The organism is Ruminiclostridium cellobioparum DSM 1351 = ATCC 15832 (assembly GCF_000621505.1).
Classification (GTDB): Bacteria; Bacillota; Clostridia; order Acetivibrionales; family DSM-1351; genus Ruminiclostridium; species Ruminiclostridium cellobioparum.
Genome location: NZ_KK211290.1, coordinates 78,725 through 105,037 on the forward strand (window position 1 = coordinate 78,725; position 26,313 = coordinate 105,037).

Below are 26,313 nucleotides of genomic sequence, written 5' to 3' on the forward strand. Positions count from 1 at the left end.
TTTATTTAAGGTAATTCAACAAATCTTGTTGGTTGGTAAATACTTTAAAGCCTTCTTTTTGCAGTCCTTTAACTACAGCAGCACCTGCATTCTGGTCTGGTAAATAAACAATAACTTCTTTACTTGTACTGGAGGCTGTATTTATTGCTTGCTTCGTAGCACCTTTTCCTCCACCTTGTTTAACCTGGATTATTGCATTATTAAGCTCGATATCATAATCTGTTAATGGTGTTCCATCTGCTCTATAGACCTTTTTATTAACATCAACAACTTTACCCGGATATTTCGCTTCAATTGCATTTGCAGTTTCACCTACATATTTATCTGTAGAAGTCCAAGTCTTACCCGCTCCCTTAGTTGGTAATTTCACTCCCTCAAATACTTTCCCAGTTACATAAGCTGTAAATACCGAAGCAAAAGCTTCAGCCATATCTGGGTCTTCAAAATTAGTGCCAATATTAAGTTGAAATTGAACAGCAGCCTTAAAATTTTCCACCACTTTTTGAGGTTCATTAACTATAATTCCCGTAAATACTCCTGCCCTTATTAGAATATTATCTGAACCATTTGCTATATCTATTAAAGCTTCAATTCTTTCTGTCGCACTCATATTTTTGTACAAAGCTGATAATTTAATTATATTTAAAGCTGTCAAACCATTACTTGTTCCCTGAGGAGCAGGTGGTCCAATAAATCCTTCAGTCTTCCCCGTCCCCTTATTATCTTTCCCTGTTTGCTTTGCAGGACTTTTATTAAAATTGGTTGCTGCCTTTTTGCTTTTTTCTTTCTCCAGTGCTTCATATGTACGCTTGTCCAGCTTTCCTGTCGGTTCGATACCCTGTAAATGTTCTATCTGTTTTTTACTTTCCGGTGTTCCGTTTTTATTTATACCATCAAATGTATTTATACAGCTTTTTTGAAAATTCAGCAGGGCCTCATAGGTTTCGCCGCTGTTGTCCCACTTTCCATCGGCTCCGTATTTGGGTAACTTGTGCCCCAGAATCATAAGGATTAATTGAGCCTCTTTGACATATCCGTTATACCGGCCTGCTTTTATATCCCAATCATAAGCGGCATTTGTTTCCTTGTTTTTTCCAATTTCCATTATACTACTTTTTGCCTGTTCAGGTACATTAGAATTATTCAGTAATTTATACAGACTATCCAGACTCCTGGCTGTACTGGGTCCACACCCTACATAATTGCCTTTTTTATCATACAGCTCTCCCTTGCCAAGCTTCATATAACCTGTCTGATAATTTATCAAAGATTCTTTTGTAACCTCACCAAAGTATCCGGTGGCTTTGTCACCGCTTTTTCCTGTCCAATAATTCATCCTTATTAATATCTGTTGTATTTTCTTTACATTTTCGCTGGTTTCACCGTATCCTGCCGTTTTGATCCCGTCAGTTTCTTCCTTTACGGGATTTTTAGTATTATTTAGTTCCATTCCCTCCTGCAGCGTAACCCGCTGAATAACATTACCATTTATTTTGGAGGACTTGGGTTCACTTGCCGGTAGGCCCTGTATTGCACCGCTTTCGGAACCATCCCTCTCAGCTCTGGCTCCCATTACACAGGCTTCTCTTTCCAGCTTTGAATCCTCATTTACAGCAGCACCGGTTTTCAGCTGTATTTCAGCTTCTACCCTTCCCTGCTTTTGTTGAACCGCATGCCAGCCTTCATGTGGAAGACATTTTTCCTGTCCCGGGGCGATATGTATGTCAGTCCCCTGCGTATATGCCTGGGCACCGACTTTTTCCGGTTCTTCGGAGTTTTTATGAACTTTTACATCAGAAAGGCTGATTCCGGAAAGGTTCTCAAGCCCAATCTTCAGATTTTCAGGCAAGCCATCACCGGATGGTGCATCTTCCCCAGCTTGTATATTTGTCCGATTAGGTTGTCTGCTTGTTTCTACCGCAGGCACTCCCACCTTTTGAAGCTGTTTTCTGCGTCTACCTTCTTCCATTACTCTTAATGCCTGCTGATAACCCACAGTACTTTGAAAGAACATGAATTCCTCCTGAGTTATGGAATCAGGGTTTGTAAGAATCCATTGCATCAGTATTCTGTAATCGGTCGATCTCACGTTAGGTTTTTTTGCAGGACGCTGCCGGTTAAGCGGTTTCTTATTTAAATTTGCACTGCTTCCTCCAAAAGACGTATTGGGCTTTTTTTCTGCCGGTACTCTGGTGTACATTTATCTCACTCCAATATATTTATGTGTATTTTTCTTCCAATAATAAAGTAGTTTTTGAAGTGGATTTAACATCCTGATAAAAATAAAAAATTCAGCTGATTCAAAATCGGAGTCATCATTGATAACGCAAACAAGATCAATGACTTACAGCCGGATTATTCCTGTTTACCTTAAAAATCCCCATTTCCCTGTTTAGTTCTTCTGCCAGCTCAGACAATTCCTTGGAGGATTGGGCAATTATTTCAACAGCTGCGAGCTGCTCCTGTCCGGCAGCCGATATCTCTTCCATGCTGGCGGCTGTCTGCTGGGCCGTAGCCGCCATATCCTGAGTTTGTCCGGATATTGTCTTTGATTTTCTGTTAACATGCTCTATCTCATCAGCAGTGTTTTGAAATCCGCTTACAATGTGACCGAATGAGCTTTTAATTTTTTCAAAAGCGGCCTGTGTGACAGCCAGAGCCTCCTGCTGTTCATCCATGAGAATATTTGCCGTATTGATGTTTTCCACCACTTGGCCGGTTTTCTCACTGGTCTGATTGGTCAGTTCAATAATTATTTTTGCGGCTTTTGCAGATTCCTCCGCCAGCTTTCTAATCTCATCGGATACTACTGAAAATCCTTTCCCTGCCTCACCGGCCCTGGCTGCCTCAATTGCCGCATTAAGCGCCAGAAGATTTGTCTGATCCGCTATAGAGGTTATGATCTTTATATTACTGGATACCTGCGATATCATTTCACTTAGTTCATTGACAGATCTGCTGGTTTCATATGTAACCTGAATATTTTCCTTCATTTTTTCAGCCTGCACATCTACTGCCTCCTGCCCCTCCTTGATTGTCTCCAGTGATTCAACCGCCCTTGCAGCTCCATTTGCAGCCCCTTCTGTTATATTTTCAATAACACCTGCCACCTCGGAAAGAGTAAAGTTAATGTTATTTATGTTATGTGCCTGACTGCTGTTTCCTCCGGCTACTTCCGTTATGGTGGAAACCACCTGAGTCAGGCTGCTGACACTCTCTCCCGTTGTCTTGCTGAGATTTTGAGAATGAGATGCCAGCTTTTTAGATATGTTTTGAACCTTAACGGCCATCCCTTTTAATGCCGTTCTGACAGCCAGCAGGGCTTCAGCCATTTCTCTGCTTTCATCCCCGGATTTAAACGTTCCCTCCACAGATATATCCTCAACCAGATCAAATTCTGCAGTTTTTTTAGTAATACCGGTTACAGTGATAATTGGTTTTGAAATTATTTTTCCGACTATGTATGCCATCACTATTCCTATTATCATTGATATAAGCAGACCTGCCAGAACCTGAGTGGGAGGCAGAAATGAAAATTCACCCTGAATGCGGGCAGGATCTGCTGCAGAAGAAGCAGCCTGTGAGCCTGCAAAATCAGCAGACGAAGTGCCGAGTGCCCCGGTTCCCATTCTTGAAATCACAGATGCAGCCACATTTACTACTGCCACTATTAAAGAGTTGATTACTGATAGAGTTACAATTTTAGTTGCTATTCCCATTTTCTTCATACGCATCTCTCCCTTTGGAATAAATAAATAATAGCGTCCATCTCTTGAGCTGTTATTTTCCGCTCAGGAACGGTTTTATTATTTATGCATTCATTAGTTTATTTTATTGACATTATATAGGGAGTTTGTTAACGGCTGTTGTTTAAATTGTGGCGGAATTGTGAAGAAATAGTGAATATTGACAAAAAGAAAGATCTGCTCAAGTCAGATCTTTCTTTCTATTTGGAAAACCACTATTTAATTGATACATTTTTTCATCACTCTGTTTTAAACTTGTCCAGCTCTTTGTTCAGGGCTGCGGAAACTTCATTCAACTCCTGGGCATTCTTTGCAAGCTCTTCTGCCGAAGCCATCTGCTGTTCGGTACTTGCGGAAATCTCCTGGGTTGTAGCTGCCGATTCTTCTGCAACAGCAGATATGTTTTCCATGGATTCCAGAACTTTTTCCTTTGATTTCATTATGTTACCAACGGATTTTTCTGTTCTCTCAATATTTGTTATAACATCCTGCATGGCAGAGAATACTGTTTTAAACATCTCTTCGGTACCATTCACCGCCAGTATCTGTTCACTGACCACAGCATTTGAATTCATAACCTCCTGAACGGTATCATTGGTCTTTTTACCGATTTCAGCCACTATGCTGTTGATATTGCTGGTAAATTCCTTTGATTGTTCGGCAAGCTTCTTAACCTCATTCGCAACCACTGCAAAACCCTTTCCGGCTTCACCGGCACGGGCGGCTTCAATAGATGCATTAAGCGAAAGAAGATTTGTCTGCTCCGAGATACCTATCATAATCTTGAGTATCTTCTGTATTTCTTTCATGCTGCTGCTCAGGTCGTTTATATTGTGTGAAACCTTATCTGTGGTCTCACTGACCTGCTTTGATTTAACATTTAAATCCTTTATTGTTCTTGATGCATTTTCATTGAGGTCGTTTATCTTGTTTGCAATGGAAATTACCTGTGATACGTCATCGCCAACATACATGATACCTTCTGACAGTTTGTCCATATGGCTTACGCTGTCATTTATTTCATTAGCCTGATCGGTCGCACCCTTGGCTATCTGCTCGACAGTAACAGAAACCTGTTCGGAAGAAGTATACGCAGCTTCCGAGGCAGCTGCAATCTTGGTTGCCGCACCGACAACATCCATCGAGGTTCTTCTCACCTGTGATACAAGTGCATTGATGTTGGAAAGCATATCATTATAATTTCTGCAGACTTCACCTATTTCGTCATTTTCTCCGTCGGCAATCTGACTTGTCAAATCTCCGTCTTTGGCCTTCTTCATTGTAAGAACAAGCTTGTTTAAAGGAGCTGAAACGCTTCTTGCTATCACAGTACACAACACCAGGGCAAATAAAAGACACAGGATACCAATAATAATTATACTGTTTTTTAAACTATTTGCCTCGCTGTTCAAATATTTATACGGGACTACCGAAATCAGGTACCAGTCTTTTCCTTCTGCAATCTGTGAGTAGGAAACAAGGCTCGGTTCCTTATTAACGTTCATTTCTATATTGCCGGATTTCATTTGATCAAATTTCAACTTCAGATTGGCTTTCTTTTCCATACTCTTTGAGACTTCAGCTGCAATGGCCTTTGTGGGTTCATTGTTACTGCTCAAAGGATAGTCTTCCAGGTCCCTTGAAGATATTATTGTGCCCTTGGAGTCTATGATAAAGATCGGAAAAGCTTTGCCGGTTTTTTCATCTTTTCCTATGTCCAGATTGGTAAATGAAGTTGACAGGAAATTGGCCTTTGGAATAACAATCATTTTAGCAGCTGTGCTTCCGCTGGTCAGAGAATTTATATCCTTCCTGACTCCAAGAAGTTTCTGCTCTTTTCCTCCGATTGTGACAGTGAAATCCGCCCATTCAAGCTTCTTTAAATTTGCTTTGGCCACTTCTTCGGTGTTCAGTGTCAGAGAAGCCGCATTATATACTTCTGCCTGGGCAAAATCATCTCCGTGGAGAAGTGCCGCATAGTGGATATCTTTTGTTGTTGCAAATTTGTTTGTAAGAAAATCAGATATTTTTCTTGACTGCATAAGCTTTTCATAGTCATCTGTCGCCTGTACCGATGATATGGCTTCCTGTATGGTTGTAGAAAGCCCCACATCATATATGTAATTTTCCACCCGGGTTATTTCATTGCTCAAAACAACGCTTGTCTGGCCTGTAACCTGCAGTGAATAGGTTTTGACTTTTTTATCTATAGTTGTCGTTGAGCTGCTGTAAGAAAATATTCCGGTAATCAGTAACATAACTACCAATAATATTACAAATGATGCAATAAGTCTTGTTTGAATCCTAAATTTTCTTAAGAGAAAAGATTTACCTGAAGACCCTTGAAAATTTGATCTGTTTGTATTACCAAAACTAGTAATATTTCCAGCACTACCGGTTTTGTCTTTAAGTACCTTTTTTACCACAGATGAAGCAGATGTTGCAATTGTTTCTAAGAATGCCTTGATCTTTGTTACGACCGGCTGAATATTCATAAAAACTCTCCTCACAATACCTTTGAATTTAGTTATTCGACACTATTCTCTATATATCTCTATAATACTTCACCATGCTCATTTAGGCAAGCAGTTTTTAACTTGCAACTGCCTAAAAATCGACCCATTTTTTGTTTAAATTTACACTAAAAAACTCCATTTATACAACAATTTTGTTTCCATCACATGACATAAAATCCACCTATGGAAATTATTAACGCCTGTTTAGAGATTTAACTTTTTCATGCGTATTTGTAAATATTTATTGAAATTACCTGGCAGGATTTGTGAGTAAAATAATTGAAGCTGCAGCTAAAAATATTACCGTTACAGCGAGTGCAAATGCCGATATTTTTTTGTAATTAAGGATATTGATTACTCTGTGCCTTACATTCGTTTTACCAAAAGCAGCCTGTATAAGGTAGTCCTGACCGGTACCCACACCCAGTAAAGTTCCGGCATACGCTTTTCTCTCCGGCCCAGTCAGCCCTCTGACGGCCCTTATATCACAGGAAAGCTCCATGTCGTCAATAAAAAGTCTAAGAAACACCCAGGCCAGAGGATTGAACCAATGCAGGCAGGCTGCAGTTACAGCGATTAACCTTACCAGATTGTCGTGCCTCTTTATATGTACGTTTTCATGCAGCAGAATAAACTTCAGGCCTGATCTCCCAAGATATTGCTCCGGAATAAGAATCCGCTGCCTTAAAAAGCCGTGCACCAGAGGAGAGTCTACCATCCTGCCTGTAAATATATTGCCTGATACAGGGATTGCGGTCCTGAATCTTTTATATGCCATAAAGCATATTACTGCCGCGGCCGAAATGGCAAGAACAGCTCCTGCTATCCATATGGACGCAGCTGTTCCGAATATGCTTTCCAGCAGTTTTGTTTTGTAGGTTACGGGGAAATATGCTCCGGCCGCACCGATTGTGTTAGTCATACTCAGGCTTATGGCCCGCTCCTCCGTTCCGGGGACCGTGACCACTCTTTTGACAAAGGACCCCGCAAAATTCAAAAGACTGACCCTGCTCGACACCGAAAAGGGGATAAGGAGTCTCAGCAATACCAGTGACCAGAGGTAATAAATCCCCATCCCCGGAATCAGTTTAAGCTTCCTGAGCATTATTATCAGCAATCCGATTACCGATGCCGTTATGCTCATATTCAGCACCGAATAAAAAACAGTGTTCAGCATGGCATCACTCACCGCTTTTCTCTATTATACGTTTGAGTTCTTCTATCTCTTCCCTGCTCAGTTCTTCCCCTGCAATAAAGGATGAAAAGAACAACTTTTTTGATCCATTGTACAATTTGTTGATCAGGTTTGAAGTTTCGGCAAACTGTACCTGTTCCCTGGTTATCAGGGCGGTACATAAAAAATTGGGTTCGTCCCTTTTGATGGCTTTTTTCTCAACAAGTTTTTTTATTATGGTATAGGTGGTGTTCTTATTCCAGCCGATCTTCTCCCCGGCCATCAGTGTAAGCTCTTTGGCCGTAGCGGGACCACTGTCCCATAATAGCTCCATTATCTTTATCTCACTGTCAAAAAGTTTTATTTGTTCCATACGGTAAACCTCCATCCGGTATGCACACCCGCAGTCCTGTCCAGGAAACAGGAATGCCGAATAAAATGAATTCTAATTAAATTAACGCGTTGTGATAGTTAATTTAATTTTTGCTTTACCCGTGTAATTTTTTTATATCAAATGGTAACTTCCGTACTAACTTCATGAAATAAGGATGCTCCCAAAACAATTGCGAAAATTGTTTTTAACTGTGCATCTTATTTCATAAAATTGTACTCGCGTACCAGTTGATTCCGATTAAATCTATCTGTAAAGCAAAACAAAATTTTAATTAGCACAACGGGTTAAATTAAAAAAAATGCAGACTACTACTATAGTTTATACTATAAAACTACAGTTATAGTCCGCAAATGTCAATAATTTTTTAGGAGAAAAAATTTATATCAAGGCACTATCCGAGATAGCCGGCTCTCGGTGTTACACCAAAGGCTCCGGCCAGTACCTTTAAATTATCGTCAGTAATAGTTTGCTTTATGGGCATGTTCATTATTTTTATATATATCTCGGCTGCCTTTTCCACCGTTTCAATAAGCCCGAAGGTTTCATCCAGGTCTCTGCCCGTACCGAATATTCCGTGCATGCCCCATACGACTACTCTGAATTCCTTCATTTTTTGAGCAGTAACCCTGCCTATTTCCTCGTTTCCGCACAGCATCCAGGGCAGTACGCCAACCCCGTCCGGAAATACTACCAGACATTCCGTGCACATCTGCCAGAGGGTTCTGGTAAACGCTCTTTCATCAAGCTCATGTACAAAGGTCATAGCAATTGTATTGGTTGGATGGGTGTGAATAACAACCCTATGGTTTGGATCGGCCTTCAGACGTTCTATATGTGTCATCAAGTGGGCAGGCAGCTCGCTGGTCGGTTTGCCTCCGTCCTCATAACCCCAGAGCAGGTCCAGGCTTTTGCCGTCCTCTTTGACTTTTACTATTCCGAGGTTTATTCCAGGGGCATCCATGACATTTTTAAAGTATTTTCCCGTCCCGCTAACAACAAAAATTCTGCCTGCCAGAGATATCCCGTCAAAGGTCATGGGAATATTCCTTATGGCTTTTTTTATGTCCAGATATTCCGCCGCTTCCGCTTCAGGTACTATATAGCTTATGTTGCCTCCATTTCTTTCATCCCAGCCCAGTCTGTAGAGATTTGAGGTCAGCTTGCATATTTCTGTTATGAATGGTGCCGTCAATATATCTTTCATTTCAGATCTCTCTTTCCTTTTATTTAATTTCTGCTTTCTAAGTCCCGGTTTTCAGTCCCTCTTCTTTTATTCCTGTTTTTTAAGTCCTGGTTTTAAGCACTTCATTTTCATATTTTTTTACCTCTGCCAGCCAGCTTTCTCTCACAGGAACGCCCATTGTCCGGCAGTAATAATCCCAAACAGCGCCGAAGGGATAGGTCTTGAGTTCTTCAAGCATTGCCAGTCTGCCGGTATAATCACCGTCAAGCTCCAGCTGCCTGAGTTCTTCGGTAGGCTCCAGCAGTGCCTTCAGCAACGCTTTGATCATATTTCTGCTGCCTATTACCCATGCAGCAATTCTATTGATGCTGCCGTCAAAGAAATCAAGTCCAATGTGAGTACGCTCATAAAGCTTGCTTCTTACAAGTGACTGGGCAATATGGTTCAGTTCATCGTCCATTATTACAACGTGGTCGCTGTCCCATCTGACCGGACGGCTCACATGCAGGAGCAGCTGATCTGTGAACATTAAAACCGTTGCTATCTTGTCGGATATGACTTCGGTGGGATGGAAATGTCCTGCATCCAGGCAGACAGTCTTGTTATTTCGAACGGCATATCCAAGGCAGAATTCGTTTGAGCCTACCACATAGCTCTCGGTGCCTATGCCGAAAACCTTGCTTTCCACGGCATCAATATTGCAGTTTGTATCTATCTCTTCCAGGAACACCTCGTCAAGAGCACTTTTCATGCGCTGCCTCGGTGCTTCCCGGTCAACAGGGATGTCCTTGTAGCCGTCTGGAAACCAGAAATTGGTCACGCAGGTCTGCCCCAGCTCTTTTCCGAAATATTCCCCTATTTTACGGCTTTTTTTGCAATGCCTGATCCAGAAATCCCGTGTCTCCTTATCGGCACTGCTGATGGTAAACCCGCTGTGGGCCCTCGGATGTGAAAAACATGTGGGATTGAAATCGAGGCCCAGTCCCTGCTGTTTTGCCCAATTTACCCAGCCTTCAAAATGTCTTGGCTCAAGCTGGTCCAAATCAACTTTTTCGTCTGTGTCGGCATAAATTGCATGAAGGTTGACCTTATGCTTTCCGGGGATAAAGGTCAGAGCCTTTTCAATGTCCTGTCTCAGCTCCTGAACATTTGTGGCTGCACCGGGATAATTTCCCGTTACCTGTATTCCTCCGCTGAGAGCCTGATCCTTGAACAAAAAGCCTGCCACATCATCCCCCTGCCAGCAGTGCAGTGATATTTTAATTTTTTTCAAGACTTCAATAGCCTGGTCGGTGTCCACACCCAGCCTTGCATAAGCTTTTTTTGCCAGTGCATATGCTTCGTTAATTTCGCTCATGATGATGCCCGTACCCGGCATTTCGCACAAAACATAGCGTTGGAAATGACATGGCACGGTACCTCCTTTACTGATTTTTATAATTTCTTTCAGGATTTCCTCATAAAATTTTTATATAATCCTCGTAAGCCCTTTGCCATTCCTCCTGCTGAACAGGCTTGAATACTTTAATATCGGTTGAATTGCGGATTATTTTTCTGGCCCCGGACAGGTCCTTTATCTCACCCAGAGCAATAAACTGAACTGCAATGTTCCCCATAACAGTAGCCTCCACAGGGCCGGCATGAACATCCCTGCCGCTTGCATTTGCAGTCATTCTGCACAAAAGTGCATCTTTTATCCCTCCGCCTATAATATTTATGGTATTAAAATGTTTACCGGTAAGCTTTTCAAGATTTTCTACAGTATACCTGTATTTCAGTGCAAGGCTCTGGTAAATGCATCTCATGATTTCCCCGCGGGTTTTGGGCACGTACTGCCCGGTTCTGCCGCAATAATCTTTTATTCTTTCAGGTAAATTGCCCGGGGTCTCAAAATCCGGGGCGTCAGGATCTATATAGCACAGGAAGGGTTCGGCTTCCAGCGCCTCATTTTCCAGTGTATTGAAATCCACATCAAAGCCTTCTCTCTGCCATTGCCTTCTCGACTCCTGAATAAGCCATAAACCCATGATATTTTTGAGAAAACGGATTTTATCATTAAAACCTATTTCATTGGTAAAGTTGGCTTCCATTGATTCCTTGCATATAATGGGTTTGTCACTTTCTATTCCAAGCAGCGACCAGGTTCCGCAGCTGATGTACACAAAATCCCTGTTAACGGCAGGAGCACTCACCACTGCCGATGCGGTATCATGTGTGGGAACTGCAATTACCGGAACTTCCCCGCAGGACAGCTCCTGGCACAATTCCCTTGAAAGGGTTCCATAAATCTCACCGGGGTATATTGTTCTTGCGAATAAACTCTTTTTTATACCCAGCATTTCGCACACATCAAAACACCAATTTTTAGCCTCGGGGTTGAACAAGCCTGTAGTTGAAGCATTGGTTATTTCGCTCCGCTTTTTCCCGGTCAGGAAGTAAGCCAGCAGATCAGGAATCTGGAGCAGGGTTTCGGCATTTTCCATAATCTCGGGTTGGTGCTTCGCCAGGTAGGCCAGCTGGAATACGGTATTTATTCTCATATGCTGGATTCCCGTTGCCCCATACAAAGTTTCCTTCGGTATGAGTTCAAACACCTGTCCGTCGATTCCCTCAGTCCTTAAATCCCTGTAATGAACCGGATTTCCCAGCATATTGCCCCTTTTGTCCAGCAGCGCAAAATCCACGCCCCAGGTGTCAATGCCTATGGCATCAAAGCCCCCTGCCCGGACGGCTTTTGCAATGCCCTGCCTGGTTTCATGGTAAAGTCTCAGGATGTCCCAATAAATGGTCTTTCCAACAGTGACGGGCTCATTTGCAAATCTATGAATTTCCTGCATTCTTATGGTTTGTCCGTCGAATTCTCCCAGCATCGCTCTTCCGCTGGAAGCTCCAAAGTCGAATGCCAGAACTCTCCTATTGCTCATCCCGGCCCTCCTTTATAATTATTTATATTGAATAGTGTCAATCAGATAGCTATTTTTTATTACGATTCAATTATATTATACGTGTTTATTTGCGTCTATATTTGCTCATTATGTTGATTTTAAATCATTGTTTTGCTAAAATTTAATCATACACAGTCACAAACAAGCACCCATGAATAATAATTTGACGAAATACTTTAGGAGATGATAAATACAAGCCATGTTTGAAGAGGAGCGCCACAATAAAATCTTAAATATGATAAATTCTAAAAAAAGTGTCAAGGTCCACGAATTAAGTGAAGCGCTGTATGTCAGCACCGCAACTGTAAGGCGTGACCTGGCCAAAATGGAAAAAGCAGGTGTAATAAAGCGTTCCCATGGCGGTGCCGTACTTGTTGACAGTTCAAGTGCCGAGTCTGCCATATCGGTGCGGGAACTGGAAAATATAAAGGAGAAAAAGAAAATAGCCGGGCTTGCCATAAGCTTTATCAGCTCCAACTCGGTTATCTTCATGGACTCCAGCAGCACCGCCGGCATGGTCATTCCCTACCTTTCACAGTTCAAATACCTTACGGTCATTACCAACGGACTTAAGAACGCTCTGCTTCTCTCAGAAAAAACAGATGCTAAAATCTATATGCCCGGAGGAATTGTCAGTACCCGTTCAAACTCTCTCCTTGGAAGCGATACACTTGACTATCTGTCAAACCTGAACGCCGGACTTGCCATCTTCTCCTGCAGCGGACTGACTCCCAACAATGGTGTAACCGACGCCTCCTTCGAACAGTCCAAACTCAAAAGGGCACTCATCAGGAACTCCAAAGTCCGCGTGCTCCTGTGCGACAGCAGCAAGTTCGGCGGCATCTACATGTGCCGGACCTGTGGCTTTGAGGAACTGGACTATATTCTCACAGACAAAAAGCCACAGACCGGATTTATGGAAGCAGCGTCAAAACATGGCTGCGAAATACTCTGGCCCCAGTAGAGACAGCAGAGTATGTACGGCCGCTCTCCCGAAATAGTTTCAAAATGCTCAACAGCAGCCGGCGATGCGGCTGCTGTTGAGCATAAAAAGGGGCTGCTGCCCGATGATGAATAAATCCATCCACCGGACAGCAGCCCCTGTGTATCTATATCAAGCCTGCATAAAGCCTGCAGGTCATTCGTTTTCATTTACGGTCAATCGGCATTGTCGTTGAACTGCTCAATGGTTTTATAAATTCTTTGCATCCTGAGATCGGTATCGGCGATGGTATCGGCGCACTCCTGCAATTCCCTCGCCACTGAAGGCGGAATGGCATCTATGGTTTTGTACTTCAGCTGATGCTCCAGACTGGCCCAGAAATCCATTGCCATTGTTCGTATCTGAATTTCAACAGGCACCCATTCCTTTCCGTCCGAGAAAAACACAGGTACCTTTACAACCAGGTGCAGACTTCTGTATCCATTGGGCTTGGGATTCTTTATATAGTCGGTTTCCCTGATCAGCTCTATATCGTCCTGCTGCGTGAGCATCTTTGCTATCATATATATATCTTCAATGTAGTAGCAGACAACTCTTATACCTGCTATATCATGCAGATTGGCTTTTGCCGATTCCATACTTATCTCAAGTTCTTTTCTGTTCAACTTTTCAAAAATACTTTTAATGGACTTGATTCTGCTTTGCATATGATGTATTGGATTTCTTTTATGAATAAACTGAAACTCATCATCGAGTATTTCAAGCTTTGTGCTTATTTCCCGTGTTGCCGATTGATATAAATGCTGCATTTCAAGGAAACTTGCCTTCAATACTTCTACATCATCACAAAACAGCATTTGTTCCAGACCGTTCAGAGAAGTTATAGCAGTAGTTCTTTTCATCATCATTATTTATAGGACTCCCTTTCGCGATATGGTATCGCTATCCGCTATTTTTGTATCAAGTCAGTCGGATTCACCGGCTTGCATAATATTTGCAAACAACTCTTACACTATATTATAACGATGCATTTTTAAATAAGTATGAAATATTTGTGAATTTTAATTAACAAAATTGTGTTGGCCGGTTAGTTGATTGATCAACTTTGCGGATGAAACATTCCTGCTGATTCGATTGGTACTTACGCACTAACTTCATGAAATAAGGCTGCACCCAAAACAATTGCAAAAATTGTATCGCCTCATTATAAAGCGGTTTTGCCGTCGCCGACAATTTTTCGCAATTGTTTTTAACCATGCATCTTATTTCATGAAGTTGTCCTCGCGTACCAATCTAATCAGATAAGTATTTAACTGCAAAGTTGAAAGTCAGCCGACTTGCACAACAAATAATTGTTAACCTTACGACCAGGCTGGCAGCTTGGTCATCATTGCCTTTGCAGCAGCTCTGGCTGCCTGTTTGTCCAGTCCCTGGGTTCTCACAATAAAATCCGTCATGCCCTCAAGCTTCTCATCATAGGACTGCATTGACCCGTCAGGCCTTGCACAGAATTTGCAGTAATCCTTTCCGGTATCTCCCATGGCATAGTCTGACGCATCTTCCATCGGCATTCCGCACGCTATACATATTTTCATATTAACCTCCATGAGCCGCTTAGCGGCCACAAAACTGTAATGAAATCTTTTCCTTCCTCATCCGCTATAAGGCGAATAAAGGAGGTTAATTGGCCATGTGCGCTTTCAAAGTATTGCAAAATACTTTGAATATTTCGCACGGCCATAAATTCACAGGTTGGCTTGGAAGACGAACGCAAGTGAAGTCTTTCAAGCTAGCCTCCATGAGCCACATTTGTGGCCGCAAAATATTATATAAGCAAATTATCCTTTATCGCAATTTGGCGAATAAAGGAGGTTAATTGGCCATGTTCGCTTTCAAAGTATTTGATAAAATTTCTTCATTCATAAGCTGAAGCTGTGAGGCGGCTCAGCAGTTGTCATAGGCACTCAAAACTCCCTGCAGGCAGGTTACGACTCCCTTTATACCCGAAACTGTCAGTGTCAGCAATATGGTATCCTTCAATTCTTCCCTGGTGGCTCCTGCCTGCTTTGCCATAGGCGTATGGGCAATTACCGCCCCTGCATCACCCTGGGAGGCTTTCATTCCAATATAGATCAGCTGCTGTGTCCTGGCATCCAATCCCCCTGTTGAGGACAATGCTTCAATAAGGTTATTAAACGCGGCAGCCACCTCCGGTGCCTCATTTTGAAAAACTTCCATGGGATTCTTTATTTCCATGTTCTCTCCTTTCCGGCCTGAAACACAGTCGGTTCCAGCCTTAAATAATAATTATCCGCTTGTTCGGGTAATCAAATCCATATAATATTGCACCAGTTCCTGACCGTAGCGCTGCAGCACTGATCCCCCGGGGGAAAACAGGTCATTATTGGTCAAATAGTGGTGGAGCAAACCTATCCATCCGTTAAACACCAGGTGTACCGGAAGGTTTTTGACCCTGCCCTCACTGATATCACGCTCCAGAGCCTGGCTTATATGAAATGATATGGCCGACTGGATCAGTACAAATGTATTCCTTGCTCCGGGCGGCAGCAGCCTGTGCTCGGTTACCAGCCTTGTATAAAAGTTTTCATATTCCTCCAGCCCCCGTATGTGAGCTTCCAGCACCTCTTTCACCCCGTTTTTTCCTCCGGCCAGCTCATGAAGCCGCAGATTGATTCTGTTTCCGAATTCATCTATCACAGCTGCCAGCAGTTCCTCCTGGGTTTTAAAATGGGCAAATATGGTCCCGTGGGAAACTCCGGCTTCTTTTGAAATAGAAGCGGTTGTGGTTGTGGTGAAACCCTTCAGAGCAAAAAGCTTTAATGCGGTTTCAACAATAAGCCGCCTTGTGGCATTTTTCTGTTTTTGCCGTTGATTCTCCCTTTGAGGGTTGATATTATCCTTCAAATTTATGGCTGACATCTGTCTCCCCGTTTCAGAATATTTTTCATTAAGTAATAACTCATTGAGTATATACTCATTATATTGATCTCTACAACAATTGTCAAGACATAAAAAAATTCATGCATTGTCAATTTGATCCGGAATGATACAAATATAATGCATGAATTAATTTATGTCGGTTTTATGTTTAACTACAGAGGTAAAGGTTTTACTTGCGCCTTCCTGTTGATAATGCGGTTTATAATTCCAAAGTCTGACCGGGTTTTAACTCGGATATCTTATTATTCCGGCCCAGCCACACTGTTATTGCAGTAGGATTGTAAACCAGGGTTCCGTCCACATTGACCACCAGACTTCTCAGTGCTGTTATGTAGTCTTTTATCTCAATGTTTGAAGCATACCAGACATTATCATCTCCTGATGCTTCAGAACAGAAATTTTCAATCATATCCCAATTGTTTTGCCTGTCGAATTCATAGCTGTGTCCCCATATGTAAAACAGGGGCATACTGAGCCAGGCAGGCTGATTCTTGAACTTTTCCAGCTTTTCCGGAAGATTGTCGCTGTGGTGGCAGGTAGGATGCCATTGCAGGAAATCAGCCGGCACGTTGAACCCGTTTGTGGCATTAACTGTTCTGGAGTATTCAATCCCTGTCAATTCCAGAGTTTTAAGTGTCCTGTCGTCATATACGCCAAAGGGATACGACATTCCCCTCATGGTATAGCCTGTGAGTCTTTCAAGATTGCGCCTGTCCTCCCATATCTCCTGGGTGAGCTGTCCCTGGGATATCTGGGTGAAATAAGGGTGGGTAACACTGTGGCAGGACACTTCATGCCCCGCATAAAGTTCCTTTACTTCCTCCTGCGTAACATAGCTGTCTTTTCCGAGAGTACCTGAATTCAAATGAAATGTACCCTTCATATTATATTTATTGAATATTTCAACCAATCTGCGGTCAAATATCTGGCCGTCGTCGTAGCTTAAGGTCAGAGCCTTGCTCTTTCCACCGGGGTAATAGGTTTTGAAGCTCATTTTCGGTTCCTTTCTCAATACCATAAAGTATTAGTTAAATGTTGGATTTCTTGATACATTTTTATAATAAGTCGGGTAATACCGGTAGTCAAGCACCAATTATCCCGCGCGGCCCGGTGCTGTATCTAACCCTTTACAGCTCCTGCCACCAGACTCTTTTGCACCTGCTTGTTCAGTAGAAGGTAAATGAGCAGTGTCGGAAGGGTTGCCACCACAAGCGCCGCACCTATTGGCCCCCAGGAGGTCTGATACTGTCCCGACATGGACTGGATACCCACGGTCAGTGTTTTTGCGGAATCTTCGCTTATGAATACAACTGCAAACATCAATTCATTCCAGGCCTGAAGGAAGGTAAATATCGCCACTGTTGCAACAGCAGGCCGCAGCAGCGGGAGAATAACGGTCAAAAAGGTCCTGTAAATACTGCAGCCGTCTATGCAGGCCGCTTCTTCCAGCTCCCTGGGTATGGTGTCCAGAAAACCGGTTATTATCATTATGGCCATGGGGATTGCAAAAGCCGTATACGGGATAATAAGTGACCAGACAGTATTTTTAATGACCCCCACCGTCCTTAACATAAGAAAGATAGGCAGCAGTGCCGAGTGTATGGGAATCATCATTCCCAGCAGCATTATTGACATGGAAACCTTCTGAAATTTCCACTTCATTCTTATCAAAGCATATGCCGACATGGTAGCTACTATTGTTGTTAATATTATAGTCATACCGGTAACAAAAGTGCTGTTTAATAAATATGTACCCACCTTACCATTCATAAATGCCGCAGCATAATTTTTCCAGAGAAAGTGATTCGGAAGTCCTGCCACATTTCCTCCGAATATTTCGGAATTATCCTTTAAGGAAAAACAGACAAGCCAGTATATGGGAAAAAGTGAAGCTATGGTCCAAAGCCCCAGAATCAGGTAAATAACAGACTTTGCTACATAATCCAGCGGAGTTTTTTGGCTTTTTATTGATTTCATCGTATACTCCTCCAATCAGTTTACTTGAACTTTGCCGAACAGTTTGTTAATCAATGCCGTAAAGAGCAGGCATTCCGCAATGATAAATACCGCCATGGCACTTCCGTAACCGTATTGGTTGCTCATAAATATGGTTTTGACCATCAGCGTGCTGGGCACTTCGGTTGTTCCGGCAGGGCCTCCGTTTGTCAGCACGTAAATAAGGTCAAAAACTTTTAGCGATCCGACGGCCGAAAAGGTTACACTTACTTTCAGCATGGGTGTGATCAGGGGTAAGGTTATTCGAAAGGCTGTTGACAGTTCACCCGACCCGTCGATTTTAGCCGCCTCGTATATATCCGGGGACACTGACTTGATGGCCGCATACATAAGCAGCATGTGATATCCGACATATTGCCACAAAATTGGTACAAATGAAGCGAAAAGTGCTGTTTTTGAATCACCCAGCCACTTCTGGGTTAAACCGCCCAGACCGATATTATTCAAAACCACATTCAGCAGGCCGTATTCCGGGTGGTATATTTTCATCCACAACTGTCCTATTACAACAGTGGATATGATGACAGGAACAAAGTATGCTCCTCTGAAAAATCCTTCCCATTTTACTCCCCTTGCAAGCAGTAAGGCAAAGAACAGCGAAATGGGAAGCTGTATAAACACCGACACTGCTAAAAAGATAAAAGAATTGCGGACCGACAGGGGAAATCCGTCGACATTGTGCACAAACAGCTTCTTGAAATTCTCAAGGCCTGTGAATGCCGACTTCCCGATCCCGTCCCAATTCTGTGTGCTATAGTATGCAGACATTATTACAGGTGCTGCGATTATTGCAAGAAAAAAAAGTATTCCCGGCAGCATAAATATAAAAATCGCTTTTTTGTCTGAGAAAACTCTATCCATAAACTTATCTCCGTTTCTGAAAAAGGAGCTGGAATAAGTTATCCCAACTCCTTTCAAATTATGATGTCCCGCAGTGCGTATGAATTACTTCTTTGTGTTCATTGTCTGCAAATCCTTGACAAACTGTTCAGGTGTTATTCTCTTTGCAAAAAGTTCTGCGGATTTGTTCATGTACAATTGTGAATCATCACCTTCAAGCAGGGTATTCCACCAGAGGGTATATGTCTTTGAATCCTGGGTCAGCTTGACAAGTTCCTTGGTCAAAGGATCGATTTTGGATTCGTCAACCGATACCTTCCAGGTTGGAAGTCCGGCACCTGCAAGGTAAACTTCCTTTGCAAAATTCTCAGATATGTATTTTATAGCTTTAACAGATTCGTCCTTGAATTTTGTATTTGCATTTACAACAAATATTTCGGACACACCGCCTGTAAAGTCGTTTATATCACTCTTGTCGCTCAATTTCGGGAATTTGATGATCTGTATCTTGTCCTTTATCTTGCTTTCAGGCCTCATAATGTTGCCTATAGTCCAGCTTCCGTTAAAATACATTGGAATTTTGCCTTCATAGAAAGGCACTTCCGATTCGTCTCTGGTAACCCCCTGAGCTCCATCCGTGAATGCACCCATGTCAATAAGCTCCTGTAACTTTCTCGCACCTTCAATAATATCGGGATCCTCAAAGGAACCGGTCTTTGTCAAAGCCTTGTAGCAGGCATCATATCCCGCCTGTCTGGTCTCCAGAATATCCAGGTACATATCGATGCACCACGTATCCTTGGCCCCGACTGCCATGGGGGTAATTCCCTTTGCACGGAAGGCCTTTACGGCTGCGGTAAGGTCCTCATAGGTTTCAGGGATCTTAACATTGTTCTGTGCAAAAAGCTCTTTGTTGATAAAGAAGGTGCCAACCGACATGGAGTGTGCCAACCCATATATCTTACCGTCAAAGGTCATATTCGACAGGGTGCCGGTAAGCTGTCTGCTCCTGGTTTCATCATCCAGATAGTCGTTCAGCGGAAGCAGCTTTCCCGCATCTACAAAGCTTTTCATGTATCCGCCGCTCCAGTAGAAGAATATGTCGGGAGCTTCATTGGCCGCTACGGCTGCTCTTATCTTTGTTTTATAGGTTTCATTTTCGGTAGCGTCAACCTTTAATTTAATATCAGGATTAGCCGTCTGAAAATCCGCCAGAACTTTTTCGAAAGGAGCTTTGCTTGACTCGGAATCTGCCGCCCAGATATGCCATAACGATAAAGTAACAGGTTCTTTTTGAACCGATGCTTCACTGCTGCCCGCTTTGGAGTCTGAGACCGTGCTGTTGTCACTGCCTGCAGTTGAACCGCCGCAGGCTGTGATACTGAAGAGCATTGCCGCCGCCAGAATTAAGCCAGGTATTCTTTTTGCAATCTTACTCATCTTTAATTTCCTCCTTTTTTGGCCATAGACCTCTTGTTAGCTTAATTATAATTCCCGGCCCGGCTTCTATGAACGTAGGTTTTTGACTTATAATCAGTAATATTTTTACCATGTCAGATCAAGTTGGAAGATAAAATAAATGTTATGCATGAAAGACGATTTTAGTTCCAGCACGCGAGTATGACATCAAGAAATGGGAAGCACGGTTAAACGAACTTATTGAAAATGTAGGCGAGCAACAAATATTTTAGCCGACAAAATGACAGGAGGTCATTTTGAGCAGTACGCGAGACCCGGATGGTCGAGTCGCTGCGGCGGCTCAAAAATAATTGTTGCAAGCCATACTATTTCAAATAAGCTCGTTGTGTGCAACCCATTGATTGATGCTCATACGGGAGTGCTATAAAAGTTTTAGATATAGCATTTACTTTATTTCACAACAGCCCATTACTGTTATAAATATTATTTATTTAACTTCTTATAGTCATTTACTGAATAACCGGTATATTTCTTGAAGCATTTTCCAAAGTAATTGGGGTCGGGTATACCAACACTTTCAGCCACTTCGTATGCCATTCTGTCGTATTTGCCAAAATACTCTATTGCCTTTTGAATTCTCAGGCGTGTAAGGTATTCGACAAAATTAAAACCGGTGTGCTGTTTAAAGGTCCTGCTCAGGTAGCTGGGATTGATGTAGAAATTGGCTGCCAGTGACGTAAGTGTTAAGTCGGCATTCTGGATATTATCTTCAATATATGTAATGACCTTATCCATCAGGTTGTTTTTCTTGTTTTCCCTTAAAAGTTTTATTTTGCAGGTAATCCTTTTGGATATGGCAATAATGTACTCTTTCATTTCAGGTATGTTGCCCAGTCCCAGGATATGGGAATACACCTCCGAGACAGAAGTAAAAAAATCACCCGTATTGAGCTCAAACTCACTTATGGTACTCAGAATCGAAGTTATCAGGCTTATGGCAAATACCCTTACTTCATTGCTGTTTGTTGAAGTTATTCCTGAAATCTCCTCAAACTTCCTGTCGATGAGTTCATGTACCTTTTCATCCAGGCCGGCTCTTATAAAGAACAGGATTTCTTCAGTCTCCACCCTGGTTTCCACCGTCCTGGAGTTACCTTTTTGAATGCAGATATCGCGGTAGCTTATCACAAGGTTATTGCCATAGATAAGCTTGTAGTTCAGTGCCTCAATTGCCTCCTTGTAGCCCTGCCGGAGCTGATTTATGTCACTGTGGCAATTACCCACCCCTATGCTCACATTGCACTTAAACTTGTTGAGTATCAAGGTTTTTATATGTTCACAGCACTGGAACAGGTTGATTTCCCTTTGAGAATTTATTATCACTGCATTACTGTTAAAATCCGGGAAGACCACAACTCCGGAATCCGCTTTAAAATACTGCTTTATTGTATCCAGGTACAAGAGTTCCTGCACCATATCATTTTCAGGGTCCTGCCCTTTTAAACTTTTAGCCGGAGACACAGCGGCAATTTGAAAATATTTACAAAGACCGGACAGGCCGTAATATTCCATCCGTTCACCCATATCAGAGGGCTGCGGCCTTGAGAACAACAATTCATTCAGAAACTTTTCCCTTAAAAACGGCAAACTTTCCTTCAGCCGCTTTCTTACTTTTTCATACTCCTCCCTGTCGGTTTGCTCGCTCATGATTTTGTTTCGTAGGTTTTCAACAGATTCTTTTATCTCGGCACGTTTCACAGGCTTCAGCAAAAAATCGGAAATGCCCATTTTGATACCTTTTTTTGCGTACTCAAATTCTTCATATGCAGTGAGGATAATAACCTTTACGTCTGGATAATTCTCCGCAACCAGCCCGGCAAATTCCAGACCGTCCATGAAAGGCATCCTGATATCACTTATAACCAGGTCGGGCTTGAGCTCTTCCATTAAATTCAGACCCTCTTGGCCGCTTGAAGCCTCACCGGCTATAACAAAGCCCAGGCTTTCCCAATCCAATATCAATTTAAGAAGATTTCTGGTATTTTCCTCATCGTCCACAAGCATTACCTTTATCCTGTTCGTATTCATACCGATCTCCTGTCCTCCTGACTTACTGGTATTCTCAAAGTTATTTTCGTCCCCTGTTTGTAAGTGCTCTCAATTATGTACAGATCTTCCCGCTCGTAATAAATTTTGACCCTCTGTATTGTCCCCCTCAGCCCGAAGCTGTTCAAATTGTTGTCCAGAGCGTTGTTATTCAGCTGCTCAAGCTCTTCCTCCGTCATGCCCATTCCATTGTCCTCAACGGTAAATATCACATATCCGTCCTGCAATTTGGCAGATATGCGGATATCCCCATGCTCGCCCTTGGGTTTTATTCCATGGTAAATGGAATTTTCCACAAGAGGCTGAAGAATGAGCTTAACGGTGCTGTACTTTAATATTTCATCATCAATATCGTAATGCACCGAAAAAATATCGCCATACCGGAGGAGCTGCAGATGTATATAGTCCCTGACTATTTCCAGTTCATCCTCAACCGTTATTATTTCACTGCCCTTGCTGAGGCATTTTCTATAATAACTTCCCAAAGCCTCCAGGGCATCATACAACTCTCCGTTTTTTCCCGCCAGAGCGAGATATCCCATGGCATCCAGCGTGTTATACAGGAAATGGGGTTTTATCTGCTCCTGCAAAACATTCAATTCGGCCTTCCTTTTGGTCTTCTGTTCGGTCACTATCCTTCCAATGAGGTTTTTTATTTCTATGACCATCAGATTGTATCCGTTTTTCAGTTTGCCTATCTCATCATTTCCGGTTTCCATTTCCACAATGTCAAACTGTCCGCTTTCAACAGCTTTCATTGATTTCAGCAGCCTGTGTATGGGAGAGGTTATAAGTCTTGAAACGAATATAATACCTATGCACAGCAGAACACCGTTAAGTATTATTATGAGCAGGCTTGCCATCCTGTACAGCGAGCCCTCGGCCTGCAGCTGTTCCAGAGGTATTCCGATAATCATTTTCCAGCCGTAGCGTTCCAGAAACATGGTTGAATAAAGATAGGGCTTGTCATTATGGTCGAATATTGAGGAATTTGTCTCCTTATATACCTGTGAATCCAGTAAATTGCGGTATTCCTCCTGATCAAGGTCATCATTGGTGGATATTATCCTGTTATTTTCATCCAGAATAACTATCCTGGTGCCGTATTTCTGTACAATCTCGTTGTAACAGCTCTGGAACCCGTCCTCCGATAAATTGACCATCAGAAGGCCTATGGGTTTCATTGTAATGTTATTGTTTATTATCCTGAGAAGTGAAACGGTCTTTTCACTGCTGTGAATGTTGAAGACACTGTCGGCATTGAGCCTCACTATATAATAGCCCTGCTCCTTTTCCACATCCTTGTACCAGTATGCATTTTTTATATTCTGAATCTTAAGACTTTTCAGGTATTTTTTATCCGAGCCGTACCGGGTGTCAAAATTATCAAATATGTAGACTGATTTTATATAGGGAGCCGAATCCATAAGGGTCACCAGATAATTTGTAAGCTTTCTCTGGGATTCCTGGGTATTGGCCAGTTCCTTGTAAGTGAGAATATCCTGTATATCCATGTTTCCCATGATGATGCGTGAATTGAAGCTTGTGTTGTCAAGCATGGTATAGATGTTTGACTTCAGCGAATACAGGGTCTGCATGGATAAATCCCTGCTTTTTTGCAGAGTCAGCTGGTAACTCAGCCTGTAATATACTACAGAGGATATTATGAGTGACAAAATAAGAAATGCAAGATATAAAATGGTCATTTTGGCTGAAATGTTAAGATTGGTATAAACCAGCTTGCACAGATTTTTTATTTTTTTCATAAGCTGCAAGCACTCCCCGTTTCCATAATACTCTTCCCCAACCATAATTTTATCAAGTATATCATACACAATACAACAAATTCCGCATGGAGTAAACGTAAAAAAACGACTGCTGTCAGTCGTTTTTTTACTGTATTCCATTTCAGCTATTCCATTAAAGTCCCTTTCCGGCCACAAATGCCGCCAGATCAGCATAACGGTTTGAAAAACCCCACTCGTTGTCATACCAGGAAACTATCTTTACCATGTTTCCCTCCAAAACCATTGTTGAGAGTGCATCTACTATTGAGGAGGCAGGATCTCCCTTATAGTCTATGGATACCAGCTGTTCTTCGGAATAGTCCAGAATTCCCTGCATCTTTCCTGCGGCTGCCTCTTTAAAGGCTGCATTGACTTCCTCTTTTGTAACTGTCTTCCCCACTTCCACAACCAGATCCACTACCGACACATCAGGAGTCGGGACCCTGTAGGCAAAGCCGTTCAGCCTTCCGTCCAGCTCCGGAATGACAAGGCCTATTGCTTTTGCAGCACCCGATTTTGTGGGGATAATCGACATTCCTGCGGCTCTGGCCCTTCTCAGATCACTGTGGGGCAGATCGAGTATTTTTTGATCATTTGTATAGGAATGCACTGTTGTCATCAGACCTTTTACTATTCCAAAACTGTCGTTTAAAACCTTGGCCACAGGGGCCAGGCAATTTGTAGTGCAGGAGGCATTTGACACTATATTGTGAGTTCCTGGCCGGTACTTTTCCTCATTGACACCTAAAACTATGGTAATATCCTCATTGGTTGCAGGAGCTGAAATAAGCACTTTTTTAGCCCCTCCCCTTGTAATGTGGACTTCGGCTTTTTCTCTCTTTGTAAACAAGCCTGTGGATTCAAGTACAATTTCAATTCCCCTGGCTTTCCAGTCGATATTTCCGGGATCCCTTTCTGCAAGGATCTCTATTTTCTTACCATTTACCACCAGATAATTTTCCATCACTTCCACAGTTCCGTTAAACTTGCCGAAAATGGAATCATATCTCAAAAGGTGAGCCAGTGTTTCAGCATCGGTCAAATCGTTAATTGCTGCTATTTCAAGTTCGCCGGAATATTTCTCCAGCAATACCTTGAAAGTGTTTCTGCCTATTCTTCCAAACCCGTTGATACCAATTTTTATACTCATAATCATTCTCCCTTCTTTGTATAGTTATGAGGAATCCCGCCTTGTTTTATTCGGTTCCTTATAACTACCGCCTTGTTTTGGTTTTCTTTACAAATTAATTATATTATCTGATATAATATAAATGAAATGCATATTAGACATACTTGATATAAATGGAGGTTATATCTATGAACCTTGAACAATACAGGGCATTTTTTTATACGGTAAAATTCGGAAATATTTCAAAAGCGTCAGAACAGCTGTATATAACCCAACCGGCTGTCAGCAGGTCCATTCAGCAGCTGGAGGACTCCCTGAAATGCACCTTGTTTTTCAGGACCTCAAAGGGTGTGAAGCTCACACCTGAAGGAGAAATCCTGTACAAATATATAGAACAGGCTTTTAACTTTATAGAAGCGGGCGAAAACAGGATAAGAGACATAAATAACCTGTTGACGGGAGAAGTGAGGATAGGAGTGAGCGATACCATCTGCAAGTATTACCTCATACCCTACCTCAAGCTGTTCAAGACACTTCATCCCGGCATCAAAATACATGTTATCTGTCCTACCACGCCAGGGATAATAGCACTTTTGAAGACCGGGAAAATTGATTTCGGCATTATCAACCTGCCCTACCGGGATGACCAGCTGAATTTTCAGAATATAATCAGAGTTCAGGATTGCTTTGTCGCCGGAGAAAAGTATGCCTACCTGAGCAAGCAAATGCAGCCCTTGCGGGAAATAGTCAGTCATCCCCTGCTTTTACTGGAAAAAAACAGCAACTCAAGACTGTTTATTGATGATTATTTTAAATCCAATTCAGTGACTGTGGAGCCCGATTTTGAACTGGACAATATTGATCTGCTCATGCAGTTTGCAAAATATGACTTCGGTATTGCCTGTGTAATAAGAAATTTTATAGAAGATGAACTTGAAAACCGGAGGCTATATGAAATCAAACCCGTAGAAAGAATTCCCTCCCGGCATATCGGAGTCACCTGGCTGAAAAACGTCCCTCTGTCGTCTGCCGCAAAGGTGCTCATCAGCAACCTGGACTACCTTGAAACCTCGGAATTCTGAGGATACCGGGTTCCGGCAGGAATTAACTGGCAGCCCCTGCTTTATTGATTAAACCTGCCCGGCATAGTATAA

Annotated in this window: 21 protein-coding genes; 2 read left to right on the forward strand and 19 right to left on the reverse strand. The window is 42.4% G+C overall.

The genetic code is table 11. The annotated features are described in order from the left end of the window. Nucleotide 1: 1 nt before the first annotated feature. The 8 genes from T344_RS30025 to T344_RS0121050 all read right to left on the reverse strand — a co-directional run bounded on the left by T344_RS30025 (nucleotide 2) and on the right by T344_RS0121050 (nucleotide 11,937). Entirely contained in the window at nucleotides 2-2,200 is a 2,199-nt protein-coding gene (locus T344_RS30025; RefSeq protein ID WP_051572111.1) for an eCIS core domain-containing protein, read from the reverse strand. Nucleotides 2,201-2,336: 136 nt separating this feature from the next. Continuing rightward, nucleotides 2,337-3,728 (reverse strand): methyl-accepting chemotaxis protein, encoded by a 1,392-nt coding sequence (locus tag T344_RS28970; protein ID WP_034862586.1) that lies wholly within the window; start codon nucleotides 3,726-3,728, stop codon nucleotides 2,337-2,339. Between the two features lie 257 nt (nucleotides 3,729-3,985). Beyond that, entirely contained in the window at nucleotides 3,986-6,241 is a 2,256-nt protein-coding gene (locus T344_RS0121025) for a methyl-accepting chemotaxis protein (protein WP_027630327.1), read from the reverse strand. A gap of 271 nt (nucleotides 6,242-6,512) precedes the next feature. Further along, complete coding sequence (locus T344_RS0121030; protein WP_027630328.1) at nucleotides 6,513-7,439, reverse strand: M56 family metallopeptidase; 927 nt, start codon at nucleotides 7,437-7,439, stop codon at nucleotides 6,513-6,515. A gap of 4 nt (nucleotides 7,440-7,443) precedes the next feature. Continuing rightward, a complete protein-coding gene (locus T344_RS0121035; protein ID WP_027630329.1) occupies nucleotides 7,444-7,809 on the reverse strand; it encodes a BlaI/MecI/CopY family transcriptional regulator in 366 nt (121 codons plus the stop codon). 412 nt (nucleotides 7,810-8,221) lie between these two features. Beyond that, a complete protein-coding gene (rhaD, locus tag T344_RS0121040) occupies nucleotides 8,222-9,034 on the reverse strand; it encodes a rhamnulose-1-phosphate aldolase (protein ID WP_027630330.1) in 813 nt (270 codons plus the stop codon). A gap of 79 nt (nucleotides 9,035-9,113) precedes the next feature. Next, entirely contained in the window at nucleotides 9,114-10,370 is a 1,257-nt protein-coding gene (rhaA, locus tag T344_RS0121045) for an L-rhamnose isomerase (protein WP_027630331.1), read from the reverse strand. Between the two features lie 100 nt (nucleotides 10,371-10,470). Then, entirely contained in the window at nucleotides 10,471-11,937 is a 1,467-nt protein-coding gene (locus tag T344_RS0121050; protein ID WP_027630332.1) for a rhamnulokinase, read from the reverse strand. 220 nt (nucleotides 11,938-12,157) lie between these two features. Between T344_RS0121050 and T344_RS0121055 the strand changes: the two genes are divergently transcribed. Further along, complete coding sequence (locus tag T344_RS0121055) at nucleotides 12,158-12,922, forward strand: DeoR/GlpR family DNA-binding transcription regulator (protein WP_027630333.1); 765 nt, start codon at nucleotides 12,158-12,160, stop codon at nucleotides 12,920-12,922. Nucleotides 12,923-13,116: 194 nt separating this feature from the next. Here T344_RS0121055 and T344_RS0121065 read toward each other — a convergent pair whose 3' ends face one another. The 11 genes from T344_RS0121065 to gap all read right to left on the reverse strand — a co-directional run bounded on the left by T344_RS0121065 (nucleotide 13,117) and on the right by gap (nucleotide 25,180). Next, nucleotides 13,117-13,809, reverse strand: a complete 693-nt coding sequence (locus T344_RS0121065; RefSeq protein WP_027630334.1) for a GTP pyrophosphokinase — start codon at nucleotides 13,807-13,809, stop codon at nucleotides 13,117-13,119. A 453-nt stretch (nucleotides 13,810-14,262) separates the two neighbouring features. Next, entirely contained in the window at nucleotides 14,263-14,496 is a 234-nt protein-coding gene (locus tag T344_RS0121070; RefSeq protein WP_027630335.1) for a zinc ribbon domain-containing protein, read from the reverse strand. 349 nt (nucleotides 14,497-14,845) lie between these two features. Next, entirely contained in the window at nucleotides 14,846-15,157 is a 312-nt protein-coding gene (locus T344_RS0121080) for a carboxymuconolactone decarboxylase family protein (RefSeq protein WP_027630337.1), read from the reverse strand. A gap of 51 nt (nucleotides 15,158-15,208) precedes the next feature. After that, nucleotides 15,209-15,841, reverse strand: a complete 633-nt coding sequence (locus tag T344_RS0121085; RefSeq protein WP_051572114.1) for a TetR/AcrR family transcriptional regulator — start codon at nucleotides 15,839-15,841, stop codon at nucleotides 15,209-15,211. A gap of 220 nt (nucleotides 15,842-16,061) precedes the next feature. After that, complete coding sequence (locus T344_RS0121090) at nucleotides 16,062-16,856, reverse strand: polysaccharide deacetylase family protein (protein ID WP_027630339.1); 795 nt, start codon at nucleotides 16,854-16,856, stop codon at nucleotides 16,062-16,064. Between the two features lie 125 nt (nucleotides 16,857-16,981). Continuing rightward, nucleotides 16,982-17,839: a carbohydrate ABC transporter permease gene (locus tag T344_RS0121095; RefSeq protein WP_051572116.1), complete on the reverse strand. Its 858-nt coding sequence runs from the start codon at nucleotides 17,837-17,839 to the stop codon at nucleotides 16,982-16,984. 15 nt (nucleotides 17,840-17,854) lie between these two features. Further along, complete coding sequence (locus T344_RS0121100) at nucleotides 17,855-18,739, reverse strand: carbohydrate ABC transporter permease (RefSeq protein WP_027630341.1); 885 nt, start codon at nucleotides 18,737-18,739, stop codon at nucleotides 17,855-17,857. Nucleotides 18,740-18,823: 84 nt separating this feature from the next. Further along, entirely contained in the window at nucleotides 18,824-20,158 is a 1,335-nt protein-coding gene (locus T344_RS0121105; protein ID WP_027630342.1) for an extracellular solute-binding protein, read from the reverse strand. A gap of 462 nt (nucleotides 20,159-20,620) precedes the next feature. After that, nucleotides 20,621-22,225 carry a response regulator gene (locus T344_RS0121110; protein WP_027630343.1) on the reverse strand — a complete coding sequence of 535 codons (1,605 nt, stop codon included), beginning with the start codon at nucleotides 22,223-22,225 and terminating at the stop codon, nucleotides 20,621-20,623. After that, nucleotides 22,222-24,009 (reverse strand): sensor histidine kinase, encoded by a 1,788-nt coding sequence (locus T344_RS0121115; RefSeq protein ID WP_027630344.1) that lies wholly within the window; start codon nucleotides 24,007-24,009, stop codon nucleotides 22,222-22,224. Before T344_RS0121115 ends, T344_RS0121110 begins: the two co-directional genes overlap by 4 nt. Before the next feature lie 154 nt (nucleotides 24,010-24,163). After that, nucleotides 24,164-25,180 (reverse strand): type I glyceraldehyde-3-phosphate dehydrogenase, encoded by a 1,017-nt coding sequence (gene gap, locus T344_RS0121120; RefSeq protein WP_027630345.1) that lies wholly within the window; start codon nucleotides 25,178-25,180, stop codon nucleotides 24,164-24,166. 167 nt (nucleotides 25,181-25,347) lie between these two features. Between gap and T344_RS0121125 the strand changes: the two genes are divergently transcribed. After that, nucleotides 25,348-26,241, forward strand: coding sequence for a LysR family transcriptional regulator (locus tag T344_RS0121125; RefSeq protein ID WP_004624661.1), 894 nt, complete (start codon nucleotides 25,348-25,350; stop codon nucleotides 26,239-26,241). Nucleotides 26,242-26,313 lie beyond the last annotated feature (72 nt).

Coding starts and splice junctions, on each gene's coding strand:
- T344_RS0121100 (WP_027630341.1), bottom strand. CDS start 18,739: ATGGATAGAGTTTTCTCAGACAAAAAAGCGATTTTTATATTTATGCTG.
- T344_RS0121025 (WP_027630327.1), bottom strand. CDS start 6,241: ATGAATATTCAGCCGGTCGTAACAAAGATCAAGGCATTCTTAGAAACA.
- T344_RS0121050 (WP_027630332.1), bottom strand. CDS start 11,937: ATGAGCAATAGGAGAGTTCTGGCATTCGACTTTGGAGCTTCCAGCGGA.
- T344_RS0121035 (WP_027630329.1), bottom strand. CDS start 7,809: ATGGAACAAATAAAACTTTTTGACAGTGAGATAAAGATAATGGAGCTA.
- T344_RS0121055 (WP_027630333.1), top strand. CDS start 12,158: ATGTTTGAAGAGGAGCGCCACAATAAAATCTTAAATATGATAAATTCT.
- rhaD (WP_027630330.1), bottom strand. CDS start 9,034: ATGAAAGATATATTGACGGCACCATTCATAACAGAAATATGCAAGCTG.
- T344_RS0121105 (WP_027630342.1), bottom strand. CDS start 20,158: ATGAGTAAGATTGCAAAAAGAATACCTGGCTTAATTCTGGCGGCGGCA.
- T344_RS28970 (WP_034862586.1), bottom strand. CDS start 3,728: ATGAAGAAAATGGGAATAGCAACTAAAATTGTAACTCTATCAGTAATC.
- rhaA (WP_027630331.1), bottom strand. CDS start 10,370: ATGAGCGAAATTAACGAAGCATATGCACTGGCAAAAAAAGCTTATGCA.
- T344_RS0121065 (WP_027630334.1), bottom strand. CDS start 13,809: ATGATGATGAAAAGAACTACTGCTATAACTTCTCTGAACGGTCTGGAA.
- T344_RS30025 (WP_051572111.1), bottom strand. CDS start 2,200: ATGTACACCAGAGTACCGGCAGAAAAAAAGCCCAATACGTCTTTTGGA.
- T344_RS0121110 (WP_027630343.1), bottom strand. CDS start 22,225: ATGAATACGAACAGGATAAAGGTAATGCTTGTGGACGATGAGGAAAAT.
- T344_RS0121090 (WP_027630339.1), bottom strand. CDS start 16,856: ATGAGCTTCAAAACCTATTACCCCGGTGGAAAGAGCAAGGCTCTGACC.
- T344_RS0121115 (WP_027630344.1), bottom strand. CDS start 24,009: ATGAAAAAAATAAAAAATCTGTGCAAGCTGGTTTATACCAATCTTAAC.
- T344_RS0121125 (WP_004624661.1), top strand. CDS start 25,348: ATGAACCTTGAACAATACAGGGCATTTTTTTATACGGTAAAATTCGGA.
- T344_RS0121070 (WP_027630335.1), bottom strand. CDS start 14,496: ATGAAAATATGTATAGCGTGCGGAATGCCGATGGAAGATGCGTCAGAC.
- gap (WP_027630345.1), bottom strand. CDS start 25,180: ATGAGTATAAAAATTGGTATCAACGGGTTTGGAAGAATAGGCAGAAAC.
- T344_RS0121030 (WP_027630328.1), bottom strand. CDS start 7,439: ATGCTGAACACTGTTTTTTATTCGGTGCTGAATATGAGCATAACGGCA.
- T344_RS0121085 (WP_051572114.1), bottom strand. CDS start 15,841: ATGTCAGCCATAAATTTGAAGGATAATATCAACCCTCAAAGGGAGAAT.
- T344_RS0121095 (WP_051572116.1), bottom strand. CDS start 17,839: ATGAAATCAATAAAAAGCCAAAAAACTCCGCTGGATTATGTAGCAAAG.
- T344_RS0121080 (WP_027630337.1), bottom strand. CDS start 15,157: ATGGAAATAAAGAATCCCATGGAAGTTTTTCAAAATGAGGCACCGGAG.